Source organism: Methyloceanibacter sp., from assembly GCF_050728395.1.
Taxonomy (GTDB): Bacteria; Pseudomonadota; Alphaproteobacteria; order Rhizobiales; family Methyloligellaceae; genus Methyloceanibacter.
This window is the reverse complement of record NZ_JBOHJB010000076.1, coordinates 1-13752: the sequence shown is the minus strand read 5'-3', so window position 1 is coordinate 13752 and position 13752 is coordinate 1. Positions and strand designations below refer to the sequence as shown.

Annotated in this window: 11 protein-coding genes and 1 other RNA gene; 2 read left to right on the top strand and 10 right to left on the bottom strand. The window is 63.0% G+C overall.

What is annotated here, in order from left to right; genetic code table 11:
• Positions 1-60 precede the first annotated feature (60 nt).
• The 5 genes from ACREC7_RS12810 to mraZ form a co-directional block, all read right to left on the bottom strand.
• Positions 61-1521, bottom strand: a complete 1461-nt coding sequence (locus ACREC7_RS12810) for a UDP-N-acetylmuramoyl-L-alanyl-D-glutamate--2,6-diaminopimelate ligase (protein WP_431556077.1) — start codon at positions 1519-1521, stop codon at positions 61-63.
• A gap of 82 nt (positions 1522-1603) precedes the next feature.
• The gene (locus ACREC7_RS12805; RefSeq protein ID WP_431556076.1) at positions 1604-3298 is read right to left on the bottom strand and encodes a peptidoglycan D,D-transpeptidase FtsI family protein; all 1695 of its coding nucleotides are present in this window, start codon (positions 3296-3298) and stop codon (positions 1604-1606) included.
• Between the two features lie 8 nt (positions 3299-3306).
• Positions 3307-3843, bottom strand: coding sequence for a cell division protein FtsL (gene ftsL / locus ACREC7_RS12800; RefSeq protein WP_431556075.1), 537 nt, complete (start codon positions 3841-3843; stop codon positions 3307-3309).
• A 30-nt stretch (positions 3844-3873) separates the two neighbouring features.
• Positions 3874-4905 (bottom strand): 16S rRNA (cytosine(1402)-N(4))-methyltransferase RsmH, encoded by a 1032-nt coding sequence (gene rsmH / locus ACREC7_RS12795; protein ID WP_431556074.1) that lies wholly within the window; start codon positions 4903-4905, stop codon positions 3874-3876.
• Positions 4902-5384: a division/cell wall cluster transcriptional repressor MraZ gene (gene mraZ / locus ACREC7_RS12790; RefSeq protein WP_431556073.1), complete on the bottom strand. Its 483-nt coding sequence runs from the start codon at positions 5382-5384 to the stop codon at positions 4902-4904. Before mraZ ends, rsmH begins: the two co-directional genes overlap by 4 nt.
• Positions 5385-5696: 312 nt before the next feature.
• Here mraZ and ACREC7_RS12785 point away from each other — a divergent pair, with 312 nt between their 5' ends.
• Positions 5697-6713 carry an alpha/beta fold hydrolase gene (locus ACREC7_RS12785; protein ID WP_431556072.1) on the top strand — a complete coding sequence of 339 codons (1017 nt, stop codon included), beginning with the start codon at positions 5697-5699 and terminating at the stop codon, positions 6711-6713.
• Between the two features lie 114 nt (positions 6714-6827).
• Positions 6828-8336 (top strand): catalase, encoded by a 1509-nt coding sequence (locus ACREC7_RS12780; protein WP_431556071.1) that lies wholly within the window; start codon positions 6828-6830, stop codon positions 8334-8336.
• Between the two features lie 72 nt (positions 8337-8408).
• Here ACREC7_RS12780 and ACREC7_RS12775 read toward each other — a convergent pair whose 3' ends face one another.
• From ACREC7_RS12775 to ACREC7_RS12755, 5 genes are all read right to left on the bottom strand, one after another.
• Positions 8409-9938, bottom strand: coding sequence for a hypothetical protein (locus ACREC7_RS12775; RefSeq protein WP_431556070.1), 1530 nt, complete (start codon positions 9936-9938; stop codon positions 8409-8411).
• 136 nt (positions 9939-10074) lie between these two features.
• An RNA gene (gene rnpB, locus ACREC7_RS12770) (RNase P RNA component class A) lies at positions 10075-10474 on the bottom strand.
• Between the two features lie 186 nt (positions 10475-10660).
• Positions 10661-11755, bottom strand: a complete 1095-nt coding sequence (locus tag ACREC7_RS12765) for a hypothetical protein (protein WP_431556069.1) — start codon at positions 11753-11755, stop codon at positions 10661-10663.
• Between the two features lie 147 nt (positions 11756-11902).
• Entirely contained in the window at positions 11903-12670 is a 768-nt protein-coding gene (locus ACREC7_RS12760; RefSeq protein ID WP_431556068.1) for an N-acetylmuramoyl-L-alanine amidase, read from the bottom strand.
• A 124-nt stretch (positions 12671-12794) separates the two neighbouring features.
• Complete coding sequence (locus tag ACREC7_RS12755; RefSeq protein WP_431556067.1) at positions 12795-13520, bottom strand: TerB family tellurite resistance protein; 726 nt, start codon at positions 13518-13520, stop codon at positions 12795-12797.
• Positions 13521-13752 lie beyond the last annotated feature (232 nt).

Sequence of the window (13752 nt, the reverse complement as noted above, 5' to 3'; positions counted from 1 at the left end):
GGCGTTAGCGAGCACTTGCCGCGCACGGCCTTCACCATCTCCCCTATCGTCCACATTGGCTTAGGCACGGTCTCTTTCCCCCTTCAACGCGGCGCCGACCGCATCGTGATCAGAATAAGGAATGACGGCGCCTTTGATAACCTGTCCCGTCTCGTGCCCCTTGCCGGCGATCAGCAAGATATCCCCGCCTTTCAGGCCGGCGATGGCTTCAGCCACGGCGACCGCGCGGCCGGGGATTTCGATGGCGCCCGGAGCCGCCGCCAGGATTTCGCGGCGAATCTCCTCGGGCTCTTCGCTCCGCGGATTGTCGTCGGTGACCATGGCGATGTCGGCTCTATCCACGGCAACCGCGCCCATTTGAGGGCGCTTGCCCCTGTCGCGGTCGCCACCGCAACCGAACACCACCACTAAGCGGTTCCGCACGTAGGGCCGCAGCGCATCGAGAGCCTTGGCCAGCGCATCGGGAGTATGGGCGTAGTCGATGAAGATGGGGGCGCCGGACTTGGTGGTGCCGGCAAGATCGAGGCGTCCACGCGCGCCGTGCAGGGTCGCAAGCAGCGGCAACACGGTTGCTGGGCTCGCTCCGGTCGCCATGCAGAGCCCCGCGGCAACAAGCGCGTTCGAGGCCTGGAAGGCGCCGACGAGCGGCAGGCGGAAGGCTTCCGTTCCGCCTTCATGCTCGACCGCGAGGCGCTGGCCGAAGCCGTCCCGCTCGGCAGAGATGAGCCTCAAGGCTTTCCCCGCGCGCCCAACCGACATCACGGAGAGTCCGCGCGACTTGGCGAGCGCCGCGACCTCCTCGCCGGCCTTGCTGTCCACGTCGATCACGGCGCCCGCCCCTTGCGGCAGGAGTTCTCCGAACAGGCGGAGCTTCACTTTGAAATAGTCCTCGAAGCTCGAGTGATAGTCGAGATGGTCGCGCGAGATGTTGGTGAAGGCGCCGGCGGCAAGCCGCAGGCCGTCGACGCGGCGCTGCTCGAGCCCATGGCTCGACGCTTCAAGCGCGAGATGGGTGACGCCAGACTTGGCGAGATCGGCAAGGATGCGGTGGAGCTCGACGGGATCTGGCGTGGTGTGGGCGAGGGTTTGCGTGCCTGACGGTCCCACCACGCCGACGGTACCGAGGCTCGCGGCGCGGAACCCCATTTGCTCCCAGAGCTGGCGGACGAAGGAGGCGACCGACGTCTTGCCGTTGGTGCCGGTGACGGCGACGGCGACCTCCGGTTGCGTGCCGAAGAAGCGCGCGGCGATGAGCGCAAGCCTGCGGCGGGGGTCGGCGTCCTCGACCACGGGCGTGCCGCTCGGCGCCTGCCCGCTGCCTTGCGGCATCAGGATGGCGGCGGCACCGCGTGCCAGCGCGTCGGCGATGAAGCGCGCCCCGTCGGTGCGCGATCCGGGAAGCGCTGCGAACAAATAGCCAGGCTTGACGGCGCGGCTGTCGGCGGTCAGTCCCACGATCGGAACCTGCAACCAGGGGGCGGGCAGCGGCGCCTCGGGCCCCATCAACTCACCAAGGGTCATCACCTAACATCCGCCACGCGAAGGCCGAATGGCTCTCGCTACCATGCAGACGGCTCCTGCAGCGCGCGGAACCGGCACAAGTCTAATAGGAGGCGAGGACTTTCGCGTCAAACTTGGGCTGGTCGCCGGGAAGCTTGGGCGCCACGCCGAGAATCGGTGCAATACGCGCCACGATCTTGCCGACAGTAGGCGCCGCATTCACGCCTGCCGTCGCTTCATTATTGGTTTCCGGCACGCGCTTCGGCTCGTCGAGCATGACCAGCACGAGATATTCAGGGGCGTCGGTGGGAAAGACCGAGAGAAAAGAGTTGAGCAGCTCGGAGCCTTGGTAATGGCGCCCAACCACCTTCTCGGCCGTGCCGGTTTTGCCGCCAACACGGTAGCCTTGGGCCTCGGCGCGCTTGCCGGTGCCCTTGAGCACGTTAAGCCGCATGAGCTGGAGCATCGCCTGGCTGGTGGCGGGCTTGAGCACGCTCGGGGATTGCCGCAAGCCCGCCAGGCGGGAGCGCGGCAGGAAGGTCGGCGTCACGGCGAAGCCACCATTGACCAGAGGCAAGGTCGCCGTGGCAAGCTGCAAGGGCGTGACCGAAAGCCCATGCCCGTAGGCGATGGTGATGGTGTTGATCGGCTGCCAGGGCGAGGGAATGAGCGGCGCAGCACTTTCGCCGATCTCGGTGGAGAGGCGGCTCAACAGACCGAGCTTGTCGAGGAAGGCGCGGTGGCGGTTGACGCCGAGAGCGAGCGCCATCTTGGCCGCGCCGATATTCGACGAATAGATGAAGATCTCCGGCACTGTCAGCCGGCGCTTCTTGCCGTGGAAGTCTTCGATGGTGAAGCCGCCGACATGCAGCGGCTGGCTCGCGTCGTAGCTTGAGCGCAACGTGGCGCTGCCGGCATCGAGCGCGCCGGCGACGGTCAGCACCTTGAACACCGAGCCAAGCTCGTAGACGCCCGAGGTCATGCGGTTCAGGCGATCCTTGTCGAGGGCCTGCTCGCGTTGATTGGGGTCGTAGTCGGGCAGCGAGACCATGGCGATGACCTCTCCGCTCGCGATGTCGATGACCGTGCCGGCAGCAGCCTTGGCGCGATAGGTGGCCACGGCGCTGACCAGCTCCTCGCGCACGACGTGCTGCACGCCAAGATCGAGCGACAGCGTCACGGCCTCTCCGCCCACGGCGTTCTCGGGCGCCGACATGGCAAGCTGCGGATTGTCGTCGATGAACTTCTCGATGCCGGCGAGACCCTTGTTGTCGACATTGACGTAGCCGACCACATGACAGGCGGTGGCGCCGACCGGATAGACGCGGCGATATTCCTCGATAAAGCCGAGCCCGGGCTGGCCAAGCTCGTAGATCTCGGCCTGCTGCCTCGGCGTGAGTTCGCGCTTGATGGCGACGAACCTCTTCCCCTGCTTCAGCTTCTCGCGCAGCTCGGCGGTGTCGATGTCCGGCAGAACGCTCGCCACCTGCTCGACCAGCTCGTCCCGGTCGATGACCTTGGCGGGATCGGCATAGAGCGTGGCGCCCTTGATGTCGGTGGCAAGGAGCCGGCCGTTGCGGTCGAGAATGTCGGGCCGGTGCACCGTGGTGGAGATGTCGTGGAGGCCGCCCGCCCCAGGCTCCACGGCGGCAAAGCCGAGGCTCACCAGCCGGCCGGCAATGGCGAGGAAGCTCAGCGCGAAGGCGAGGCAGGCGAGGCGATAGCGGTAGCGGCTCTTCGCCAGAGTGGCCCGTTCGGCGGGCGAAGCCGTAGTGCCCATATGGAGATCGCGGGTCAAGCCTCGGCCTATTCCTCGGGAGGCGAAACAGTCACCGGTGGGGGAATCACCACCGGGGCGCTCGAGCGCGCCTGAACGACAGGCTTGGCTTTGATCGGAACGGTCTTGACCGTCGTTGTCTTGGTGGCTACCGGCAGGTCGTCATCGAAACTGGCGGGGGCGGAGGGAGCCGCCGCGACCCCAGGCAACGCCACGGATTTCACCTTGTTGGAAGGACCCGATGGCGCCGGCAGCGTTTCGTCAGCCGCCTCGATGCGGGCGCGCTCGAAGTCGTTGTCGGAGACGGTGTCGAGAGTGACGAGTTGCTGCGGCCGCGCCGGCGCAAGCTTCAGATGCTTTTCAGCCAGCCGCTCGATGCGCTCCGGCCGGTTGAGCAGGCTCCATTCGGCGCGAAGCACCGCAACGGCATCCCGCTCAGTCTCGATGTCCTTGCGCAAGCCCCCGATGTCTTCATCGAGCGCGCGCGCCTCGTATTTCCCCTCATAGATGACGTAGGCGACGGCGACCAGCGCGAGCACCAGGCAGATATTGACGAAACGCAACATGGACTAAATCGATCCCCCAAAACCTGCCGTCTAGGCAGGAAGCGCTATGCGCGGCACCCCCAAGCTTGCCAGGTCGAGAGCATGCGGCGGAGCGTCCGTGCGTTCGCCAGCCCTAAGGCGCGCAGAGCGGGCACGGGGGTTCAGCCTGATCTCGTCCTTTGATGGTGATAACGGACGACGGTTAAGAAGTCGGAAGCTTGGCAGAAAAGTTGAGCGCCCCTGCTCCGGCAGATGGCGGGAGGCGCGGGGGGCGGGCATGCTTCGCGCCGCAAAAAAGCGCTTGGCGATGCGGTCTTCGAGCGAATGGAAGGTGACGACAGCGAGCCGCCCCGTAGGCCTTAGCAAATGCTCGGCGGCGCTCAAGCCGCGTGCGAGCTCGAGCAGCTCCTCATTGAGATAGAGTCGAAGCGCCTGAAACGTCCGCGTCGCCGGGTGCTTGGTCTCGTCATGCCTCCGGCCGAGCACCCGGGCGACGATGTCGGCAAGCTCGGCCGTCCGCGTGATCGGCGCGTCTGTCCGGTGCGCCACGATGGCGCGGGCGATGGCGCGGGCGCGCTTCTCCTCGCCGAGCATAGAGATGATAGCGGCAAGGTCGCGTTCGGGCAGCGCATTGACGAGGTCGCTTGCAGTTGCGCCTTCGGCGCCCATGCGCATATCGAGGGGGCCGTCCTGGCTGAAGGAAAAGCCGCGCTCGGGTTCATCGAGCTGCATGGAGGAGACGCCGAGGTCGAGCGCCACGCCGTCGATTGCGGCAATGCCTTCGCGCTCGGCGATTTCGCGCATCTCGGCATAACGGCCGAGCACGAATTTCAGGCGTCCGGGAAAACGTTCTTCGAGCGCGCGTGCGAACTCTTCGGCATGCGGGTCGCGGTCGATGGCGAGCACGGTGCAGCGCGCCGATTCGAGGAGCCCGCGGCTATAGCCGCCGGCGCCGAAGGTTCCATCGATGAAGTGTTTGCCGTCGCGGGGGTCGAGCGCCTCAATGACTTCGGAGAGCATCACGGGAATGTGGCGGGCCGGTCCGCCGGCGGCGGTCAAACCCACGCCGCGACCCGCCATCATTCCCGTGCTCCCTCTGGCCCGCCGCTTCCGCGGCGCCCCGCGCCGAGCAGTTTGCGGAGATCGCGGACCTTTTGGCGCGCTTCCGCCAAATGGGCTTCAAATCGGCCTGGCTCCCACATCTGGAACTTCTCGCCGAGGCCGACAAAAGTGATGTGCGTAGTGATGCCGGCGTGCTCCCTGAGCCGCTCCGGCAGAATGGTGCGCCCGTCCTGATCGATTGAAAGGATTTCGCTCGTCCCGAAGAGAGCAGTGGCGAGATGATCGCGTTCGTCCGAATAGGGCGCCAGATCCTCGACAAGGCCGTTGATCTTGTCGACCAGCCGCTGGCCTCCTGCGTCGAGCGCAGGCGCATCGAGCGACGGATAGCAATAAATGCCGTCAAGGCCGTCCTTGGCGAGGACTGAGCGGAAAGATGCCGGAACGGACACTCGGCCTTTGGTGTCGATCTTATTGGTGAAAGCCGAGACAAATTGGTCCATCTCCCCCTCTGAGCACCTGACTGACTGGAAGACTTGAGCGAACCACCAAGGTGCAAGACCGTTGCCTCACCGGAGATCGGGTGGGAGAGGCGGCGCGGATCCCCCCGTGGCCTCGTAAGGAGCGCTGCCTGACCTCCCCCACCTACTCACCGAACGGGCAAATCATGGGATAGCATGGGAAATTATGGGTGGTCAAGGAATCTCATGGGGATAAGCTTAACGCCGATGGTATTTCTGTGGGTAAAGGCGCGCGTGTCAGCGAAGTCCTCCCCGCTCCTTTGAATTGGCGGATGGCGGCGAAGCGGTTTACAAATGACGAATCAAACGTGGCGGGCCTTGAGCCACGCCACGACACGGGGAAACAAAATCAGAGGCTCGGCGTCGGCGTTCATGCTCTTGAAGCGATACTCAGCGACGCTCGGGCTCGCGGCGATCATGGCCGTGGCAAGCGCCCTTGCACTCGCCGCCAATGACGCAAACCAATTTCCCTTCGCGAGGCTTGGGCCGCCCGATGCGCCGGTCAAACTCTACACCGTGGAGCGCGGCGAAGGCCCGCCGGTGCTGCTGATCCACGGCTTCGGCACCAACAGCTTCACCTGGCGGCATGTTGCGCCGGACCTTGCGCGCGACCACAAGGTGATCGCCGTCGACCTCAAGGGTTTCGGCCGCTCCGACAAGCCGTTCGACGAGCGTTATGCGGCGAGCGACCAGGCGGAGCTGCTCGCCCAACTCATCCTCGACCGCGACCTCCACAATCTCACCATCGTCGGGCACTCTTTCGGCGGCGGCATCGCGCTCCTGCTCGCGCTCGAGGCCGATACCCGCCTGCACGGGCGAATCGCCAAGCTCGTGCTGCTCGACACCATCGCCTATCCGCAGGCCATCCCGGTGTTCTTCAAGCTGCTCGACCGGCCCGTCCTATCCCAGGTCGGGGTGCGCATGGCGCCGCCTTCGGTGCAAATCCAGATGGCGCTCAGAATCGCTTATTTCGACAACAGCAAGATCGGCGACGACGAGATCGAGGCCTATGCCGCGCCGATGAAAACCGCAGCCGGCAAGCACGCGCTGATCCATAGCGCCCGGCAGATCATGCCTCCCGATGCGGAGGAGATCGCCGCCCGCTATTCGACCATCGCGCTGCCCACGCTCATTCTGTGGTGCGACCACGACCGCATCGTGCCGGTCGAGATCGGCATCAAGCTCGCGCGCGAGATGCCGAACGCCAATTTCCGCGTCATCGACCAATGTGGGCACATGCCGCAGGAAGAGCAGCCCGAAGCGACCATGCTGCAAATCCGCCAATTCCTGGGCACGCCGCTCGATAAATAAGTTTTTCTTATGCCCATCATAGGAAAATCCTATTTGCCCTGATGGTGCAGTGCACTCAAGGTCTCCTCATCAACGCCGGGCGTATCGTTCGGCTGTCAGTGGATGAGGATGATAATGCTCAAAAAACCGACCCTAACGACGACGGCTGGAGCGCCGATCGCCGACAATCAGAACTCCATCACGGCGGGGCCGCGCGGACCGGTCCTGCTGCAGGACTACCAGCTCATCGAGAAACTTGCCCATCAGAACCGGGAGCGCATCCCGGAGCGCACCGTGCACGCCAAAGGGTGGGGCGCCTACGGCACGCTCACCATCACCGGCGACATCTCGAAATACACCAAGGCCAAGGCGCTGCAGCCGGGTTCCAAGACGCCGATGCTGGCGCGCTTCTCAACGGTCGCAGGCGAACTCGGCGCCGCCGATGCCGAACGCGATGTGCGCGGCTTTGCGCTTAAATTCTACACCGAGGAAGGCAATTGGGATCTCGTCGGCAACAACACGCCGGTGTTCTTCGTGCGCGATCCCTACAAGTTCCCAGACTTCATCCATACCCAGAAGCGGCATCCGAAGACCAACATGCGCTCGCCGACGGCGATGTGGGATTTCTGGTCGCTGTCGCCTGAGAGCCTGCACCAGGTCACCATCCTGATGTCGGATCGCGGGCTTCCGGTCTCGGTGCGCAACATGAACGGCTACGGCTCGCACACCTTCTCGCTGATCAACGCATCAGGCGAGCGGCACTGGGTCAAGTTCCACTTCAAGACGGAACAGGGACACAAGCACTGGACCAACAAGGAAGCCACCGAGATCGTCGGCCGCACCCGCGAGTCGACGCAGGAAGACCTGTTCAATGCCATCGAGATGGGCGACTTCCCGCGCTGGAAGATGCAGGTGCAAATCATGCCGGAGTCGGATGTCGGCAAGCACTGGTACAATCCCTTCGACCTGACCAAGGTCTGGCCGCATGCGGACTACCCGCCGATCGACATCGGTTATTTCGAACTCAACCGCAATCCTGAGAACTATTTCCAGGAGATCGAGCTTGCCGCCTTCTCGCCGTCGAACGTGGTGCCGGGCATCTCCTGGTCGCCGGACAAGATGCTGCAGGCGCGTATCTTCTCCTACGCCGACGCCCATCGTTACCGCCTCGGCACGCATTACGAGATGCTGCCGGTGAACGCATCGAAATGCCCGATCCATCACTATCACAAGGACGGACCGATGCGCTTCTTCGAGCAGAAGACCGGCAATGTCGACGCCTTCTACGAGCCGAACTCATTCGGAGGCGCCGCACAAGACGAGCGCTTCGCCGAGCCGTCTTTGACAATCTCGGGCGACGCCGAGCGCTACAATCACCGCGACGGTAACGACGACTACAGGCAGGTCACGGCGCTGTTCAATCTGTTCGACGCTGGGCAGAAGGCGCGGCTCTATCTCAACGTGGCGGAAGCCATGTGGGGCGTGCCGCATGATATCGCCGAGCGGCAGCTCGCCCATTTCAGACGCGCGCATCCAGACTATGAGGCCGGCGTCCGCCGCGAGCTCGACAAGATGACCCGCGCCAAGGCGTCCGAGATCGCCCAGCAGCAGAAGATGCCGCAAGGCGTCGAGGCCGCCGAGTAGCGCGTAGGCCTCGACAAAAACCGGCGCGTGGCGATCCTTCTCCCACGCGCCGGTTCGTTTCAGGTCGTGAAGCTAGAGTGTTGAGCTGCTTCCGCGGCCGCTCGGGCGGCTCCCGTCGGCATGACCGTTTTTGGCAGCAGCGGCCGCGGTCAGCTCGGCAAAGCTGTTAAACCGCTGAACGCCATTTCCTGTTTGGATTTCGATCGATCCGTCTTCGTAGATCGAGTACGCGCGCCCGGCGACCTCTCCCCTTTTGACGATCTTGCGCTTAGGCTCAGCTGTTGTTGCTTGATCGTCAACCTCGGCAGACTCCTCGGTGACAACGTCCTCTTCGGCTGCATGACCCTGCCAGGGGCGAATGTGCCTAGCGATCGTTTCGTAAAAATGCCGCACAGCCTCTTCGACCGCTGGGACGAAATTCTTCGTGCCCACGAACCTGCTTCCCAGAACGGAAACTGTAGCAATCTCGAAATAAGCCGGTCCTGCGCCAGCGCCGTCGATGCGCGCTGCATTCAGATTTTCGCGTAGCTGACCTAGTGTGGCATCCGATTTGACTCCGCGATCCCAAACGCAGGTGATCACGGCGGAGGGGTCGCTCTCCGCAGGAAGCTGGTTGATAAGCCATCGCAAGCGCGCTTGGTAGCGTTGTCGGTCCTGGCGGGCGTCGACCCAGAAGCGACAAATCACGTTCCTCGCCAACGCATTTGCTACCACCTCGATTGAGGCAGGGAGTTTAGGAAAGTCGAATGAAGCACGCAGAACGTGGTCAGCTGCGAATTCCGCCGCCTCTTCTGATAGTCGCAAATCTTGATCGTCGCGGTGACCTCGACTCAGATGCGGTGTCACGGGCAGTTGGAGTTCGCGGGTCAACCTTATGCAGATGCTAGCCTGAGCCTGGTGCCAAGAACGCACGGCCTCCATAAGGTCGGGGTCACCTCTCGGAGTGGATGCGGCGGCGCCAATCCTTTGTATCAATGGGGACCACCCCGACGGCATTTGGGTGAAGCACTTAATGTCAGTGCTGTCGTGGTCGAGGTATCTCACCACCTCTCTGAGAATAAAATTCTGCTCGTAGTCGAAATCTAGATCGGCTCCCAAGAGGAGGTCCGCACGCATCGCGAGATACGGCCATGACCAGTGGTAAAGCTCGAGGTTTCTGATTTCTTTTGGGACCGCGTATGGAATGTGGTCGGGACGCGGAGTCAATTCGTTGGAGATGGTGATGATTGCATTGACTTTGTTTGCCCGCGCGAGTCTTGCATATTGGGCCAATTGCTCAGGCTCAATTTTACAAGTTCCGATCTTCGATTCGACTATCGCGCGCCATTGCCGGCGTCCGGTGTCCAAGATTAGCAGGCCGTCGTGACGGCAGTTGAGGCCTTCCGGCTGTATCTTGAAGATTGCCTCGGTGTAGGCGTCAATTGAGGCTCCGTTCCCCACCTTTTGCCTGATCTCACCAAAGATCGTGCGTGCATAAGGTTGCACGACCCGTAGCGAGGACAAAAGCACCGAACAGGCGGAGCGTTCTTTTTGGTTGGCAGCGCCGGCTGGAATCAGCCGTGCGACATCGCCCTGCTTAAGATAATCCGGGAGTTCAGCCATCGTCAGTTCCCCCCTCTGACGTACTCGCCGATCCGTACTATGGCAGGTTGTGGCTTAAGGGGCTAGCCACCAGGGGGATAGGCTCGAAGGGTTTGGAGACTGGCGCGTGGAGGCCTCTCCACGCGCCAGCCATAGACATGTCACCAAGCCTATAAGCCGGGTTCTGTACCGCGCCCTGCATGGGGACGCGGCGATGGCCATTCATCTCGTGCGCCTGTCGCCAGGCGCCTCTTGCGACCAACCCGGGCGGCTCGTCTGGAAACGGGACTGGCGGTTTTGAGGCCGCCGCGCCGCCCCTATTCGGTCTTGCTCCCGGTGGGGTTTGCCGTGCCGCTCCTGTTGCCAGGACCGCGGTGCGCTCTTACCGCACCCTTTCACCCTTACCTCGAAAATCGAGGCGGTTTGCTTTCTGTGGCACTGTCCCTGGGGTCGCCCCCGCCGGAGGTTATCCGGCACCGTGCTTCCAAGGAGCCCGGACTTTCCTCCCTGCCTGCCGATACGCTGGCAACTGGCAGAGCGGCCATCCGGCCTGCTGACGGGGGTAATAAGGGGCTTTCGGCGCTTGGCGTCAAGCTGCAGCGTCATCCTTCGCGACGGGCCGTTCCGGCCCTCCTCAGGATGAGGACAATCCCCTCATGCTGAGGAGCCGCAAAGCGGCGTCTCGAAGCATGAGGCCAGTGAAGCTGAACTCGCTTCGCCTCGACCGATCCTGAGCTAAGCCGTCAGTTCGTTTCCTCGATATCCATGCCGTCGAACGTGTAGCGCGGCACCTGCGTCCACACGCCGTCTTCTTGCACCGGCACCTTGTGCACCTTGACGTTGTCGACCACGAGCTTGCCGGTCTTTTGGTTCACCCAAAAGTCGATGTCGTAGTACTGGTCCTGGCTCCCCGGCTTGCGGAAGTCGGTGCAGGCGAAATATTCCCCCTCCTTCTTGAGGTGGCGCACCGGCATGTGCATCTCCACAAATTCGAGCGGCAGGGTCTCGCCGGTCTTGTCGTCCTTGATCGGAAGGTTGCCGTCCTTGTCCTTATGGGTGGCGATGTAGCCGTGGATGGCGCTCATCACCTGCCAGGCGCGGGTCACCTCCATATCGCCAGGGTGTTCGCCTGCCGGCAACCACCACCAGGCCTGCGGCGAGCGCGTGATCATGACCCAGCTGTCGCCTTCCTGCTTCGGACCTTTCTGCACGCGGATGTCCATCAATTTCAGGTCCTGACCCTCAGGCTTGAACCAAAAGTCGATGGCGTATTTCTTTTTCGGCTCATCCTTGTCGTGAAAGACAGCGTTCGGGAACCAACCATAACCTTCCATGCCGCGCGTGATCTTGAACTCGTCAAAGACGAGATGGAGATCGGCGTTGAGCTTCGGATCGCGGAACACGAAGGCGCCGTCCTTGCTCCGCTCGTCGATCACCTTCTTCGCCGCGGCGTTGGCGTCATCCTCGGTGAAATTCTTGGTCTTGCCGCTCGTCGCGGCACTTTTCTTCGCCGCGACGAAGTCTTGCGCCTTCTTGATGTTGGCGTCGGCGTTCTGGAGGAAGGTCTCCTTCGATTTCTCCGACGAGAAGCAATAGACCTTGCCGTCAGAAGCGGTCCAATTCACCGAGCAGTCGGTCTTTATGGTCTGGCCTTCGGACATACCCATGGCGCAAGAGTTGTCGAATTGGCCCTTGACCGGCGCAGGTGTTGCGGACGGCGCTGGCGTCATCGCCGGAGTTGCCGGAGTTGCGGCATCTTCCGCCGCTGCCGGGCCCGCCGCAGCAAGGCCAAGCAGCAGAGCTGCCGCCGCAGCGGACAGGATTGGGGCCCTAGTCATGGCGTTTCTCCTTGTAAGCTTTTGGATTGGCCAAGATGCGAGCCTAGAGAATGCCGCTTCTTGGCGGATTTCTGCCTCGGGTATGGAACCGAAGTCAGGCTTCGTCCAGTCGCGTCTTTGTGATCGGCGCGGGCTTTCTTTGCCGTCTCACGCTACTGGCGTTTCTTGCAGAGCCGCAAGCAGCCGGCCGAGCGTGTCGCGCGTCGAAGTATCGGCGCGGCCGTCGATGCGCCCTTGGCGGAAGTGGCGCTGGAAAGCCTCGACCACTTTCTCGAGCCCCGTGCCATAGGTGCTGGTGAGTTCCACCCCATAGCCGAGGCCGGCAAGATCCTGCTGGAGCTTCAGCACCTCTGCCCCTTCATCCCCAGGCCCAAGGCCCTGATCCTCGCCCAAGGGCGCAGGCTCGACCCAGAGCCCGACGCCGGCTCGAGCCAGCCGCGCCCAATCGAATTTCTCTCCGGGATCGCGCTTGCGTCCGGGTGCAATATCGGAGTGCGCCACCACCCGCTCGCGACGGATGGGATGGCGCCCCAAGATGTCGATGCACAGCCCCTCCACGCTACGCATCTGCGCCTCGGGGAAATCGCAGTAGCCGAACTCGTGACCGGGATTGTGAATCTCGATGCCGATCGAGCAGGAATTGAGGTCGGTTTCGCCCGCCCACAGGCTTTGCCCGGCATGCCAGGCGCGTTCGGCTTCGCGCACCATTTGCGCGATGCGTCCGTCCTCGTCGACAAGGTAGTGGCAGGAGACCTTCGACTCTTCCCGCGTCAGCCAGTCGAGCGCCGCATCGGAGGACTCCATGCCGGTGTAATGCAGCACCAGCATGTCAGGCACGCGGCCGTCTCGCCTTGGCTCACGATTCGGCGACGGACACCAGAGCGTGGCAAGCTGGCTGTCGGGAGCTGCGGTCATGATCTCTTATTCCTCATGCTGAGGAGCGGCCGCAAGGCCGCGTCTCGAAGCATGATCCTTCGAGACGGCCGCGTTCCGCGGCCTCCTTAGGATAAGGGTTGCGCAAGCGGCCAAGGGCAGAAGCCTAAATCCCGCGCTCCTTGGCGATCTGGCCATAGGCCTCGTTGATGACGGCGATCTTCTCGGTGGCGATGGCGATGAACTCCTTCGGCACGCCGCGGGCGATCAATTTGTCCGGATGGTTGTCGGACACGAGCTTGCGGTACTGGCTCTTCAGAGCGTCATTGCTGATCGACGGGTCGATGCCCAGAACCTCGTAGGGATTGCGTTTGGCCGCGGTGACGTGGCGCGCCTTGATATAGGCGAACTCGGTGTCGCTGATGCCGAAGCGCTTGGCCACCTGCTGCAAGAACTGCTCCTCGCGCGGATGCAGCACCTCATCGGCCTTGGCGATGTGGAACAGGCCTTCGAGCACGTCCTCGAGCAGCTTGCGGTTGCCCTTGAACATGACGGCAAGCTGCTCGGCATAGGCCTCGTAGCCGGCCACGTCCTGCTTGGCGAGATTGAAAACGCGAGCGACGTTCTTCATCTCGCCTTCAGGCACCTTGAACACTTCCTTGAAGGCATTGACCTCGTCCATGGTGACGACGCCGTCAGCCTTCGCCATCTTGGCGCCGAGCGCGATCACGCCCACGGTGAAGGCCACCTGGTTCTCGGCCGGACCGTCCTGCTCCTGATCGCGATCGATGACATAGTGCCCGGCGACACCGCCGAGCAGAGCGCCGATAGGTCCGCCGATTGCGAGCCCCGCCGCGGCGCCGGCCAACTTTCCCCAAATCGACATTGCCAAGCCCCCCAACAAGTACCGGCTAGAGCATAAGGATTTTTGCCGCGTACCGCATGCGGATAATCGTCTCGTGGCCGTTCGTTTCAGGCCCGCTCAAGACCTCGACGGGACCGGCCCGGAATCGCGAAAATTGGCCAGGATCGACAGTTTGGGCTCGTCGATCTCAAGCCCGGCGGCAAGCCGCCTCTCGACATGGATGGAGCGGGCGAATGTCCAGGCGAACAGCCACAGAGCC

Excerpts from the sequence above, each read along its gene's own strand:
- ACREC7_RS12775 (WP_431556070.1), bottom strand. The coding sequence starts at position 9,938 with ATGGCTGAACTCCCGGATTATCTTAAGCAGGGCGATGTCGCACGGCTG.
- ACREC7_RS12780 (WP_431556071.1), top strand. The coding sequence starts at position 6,828 with ATGCTCAAAAAACCGACCCTAACGACGACGGCTGGAGCGCCGATCGCC.
- ACREC7_RS12760 (WP_431556068.1), bottom strand. The coding sequence starts at position 12,670 with ATGACCGCAGCTCCCGACAGCCAGCTTGCCACGCTCTGGTGTCCGTCG.
- ACREC7_RS12785 (WP_431556072.1), top strand. The coding sequence starts at position 5,697 with ATGACGAATCAAACGTGGCGGGCCTTGAGCCACGCCACGACACGGGGA.
- mraZ (WP_431556073.1), bottom strand. The coding sequence starts at position 5,384 with ATGGACCAATTTGTCTCGGCTTTCACCAATAAGATCGACACCAAAGGC.
- ACREC7_RS12765 (WP_431556069.1), bottom strand. The coding sequence starts at position 11,755 with ATGACTAGGGCCCCAATCCTGTCCGCTGCGGCGGCAGCTCTGCTGCTT.
- ftsL (WP_431556075.1), bottom strand. The coding sequence starts at position 3,843 with ATGTTGCGTTTCGTCAATATCTGCCTGGTGCTCGCGCTGGTCGCCGTC.
- ACREC7_RS12810 (WP_431556077.1), bottom strand. The coding sequence starts at position 1,521 with ATGACCCTTGGTGAGTTGATGGGGCCCGAGGCGCCGCTGCCCGCCCCC.
- rsmH (WP_431556074.1), bottom strand. The coding sequence starts at position 4,905 with ATGATGGCGGGTCGCGGCGTGGGTTTGACCGCCGCCGGCGGACCGGCC.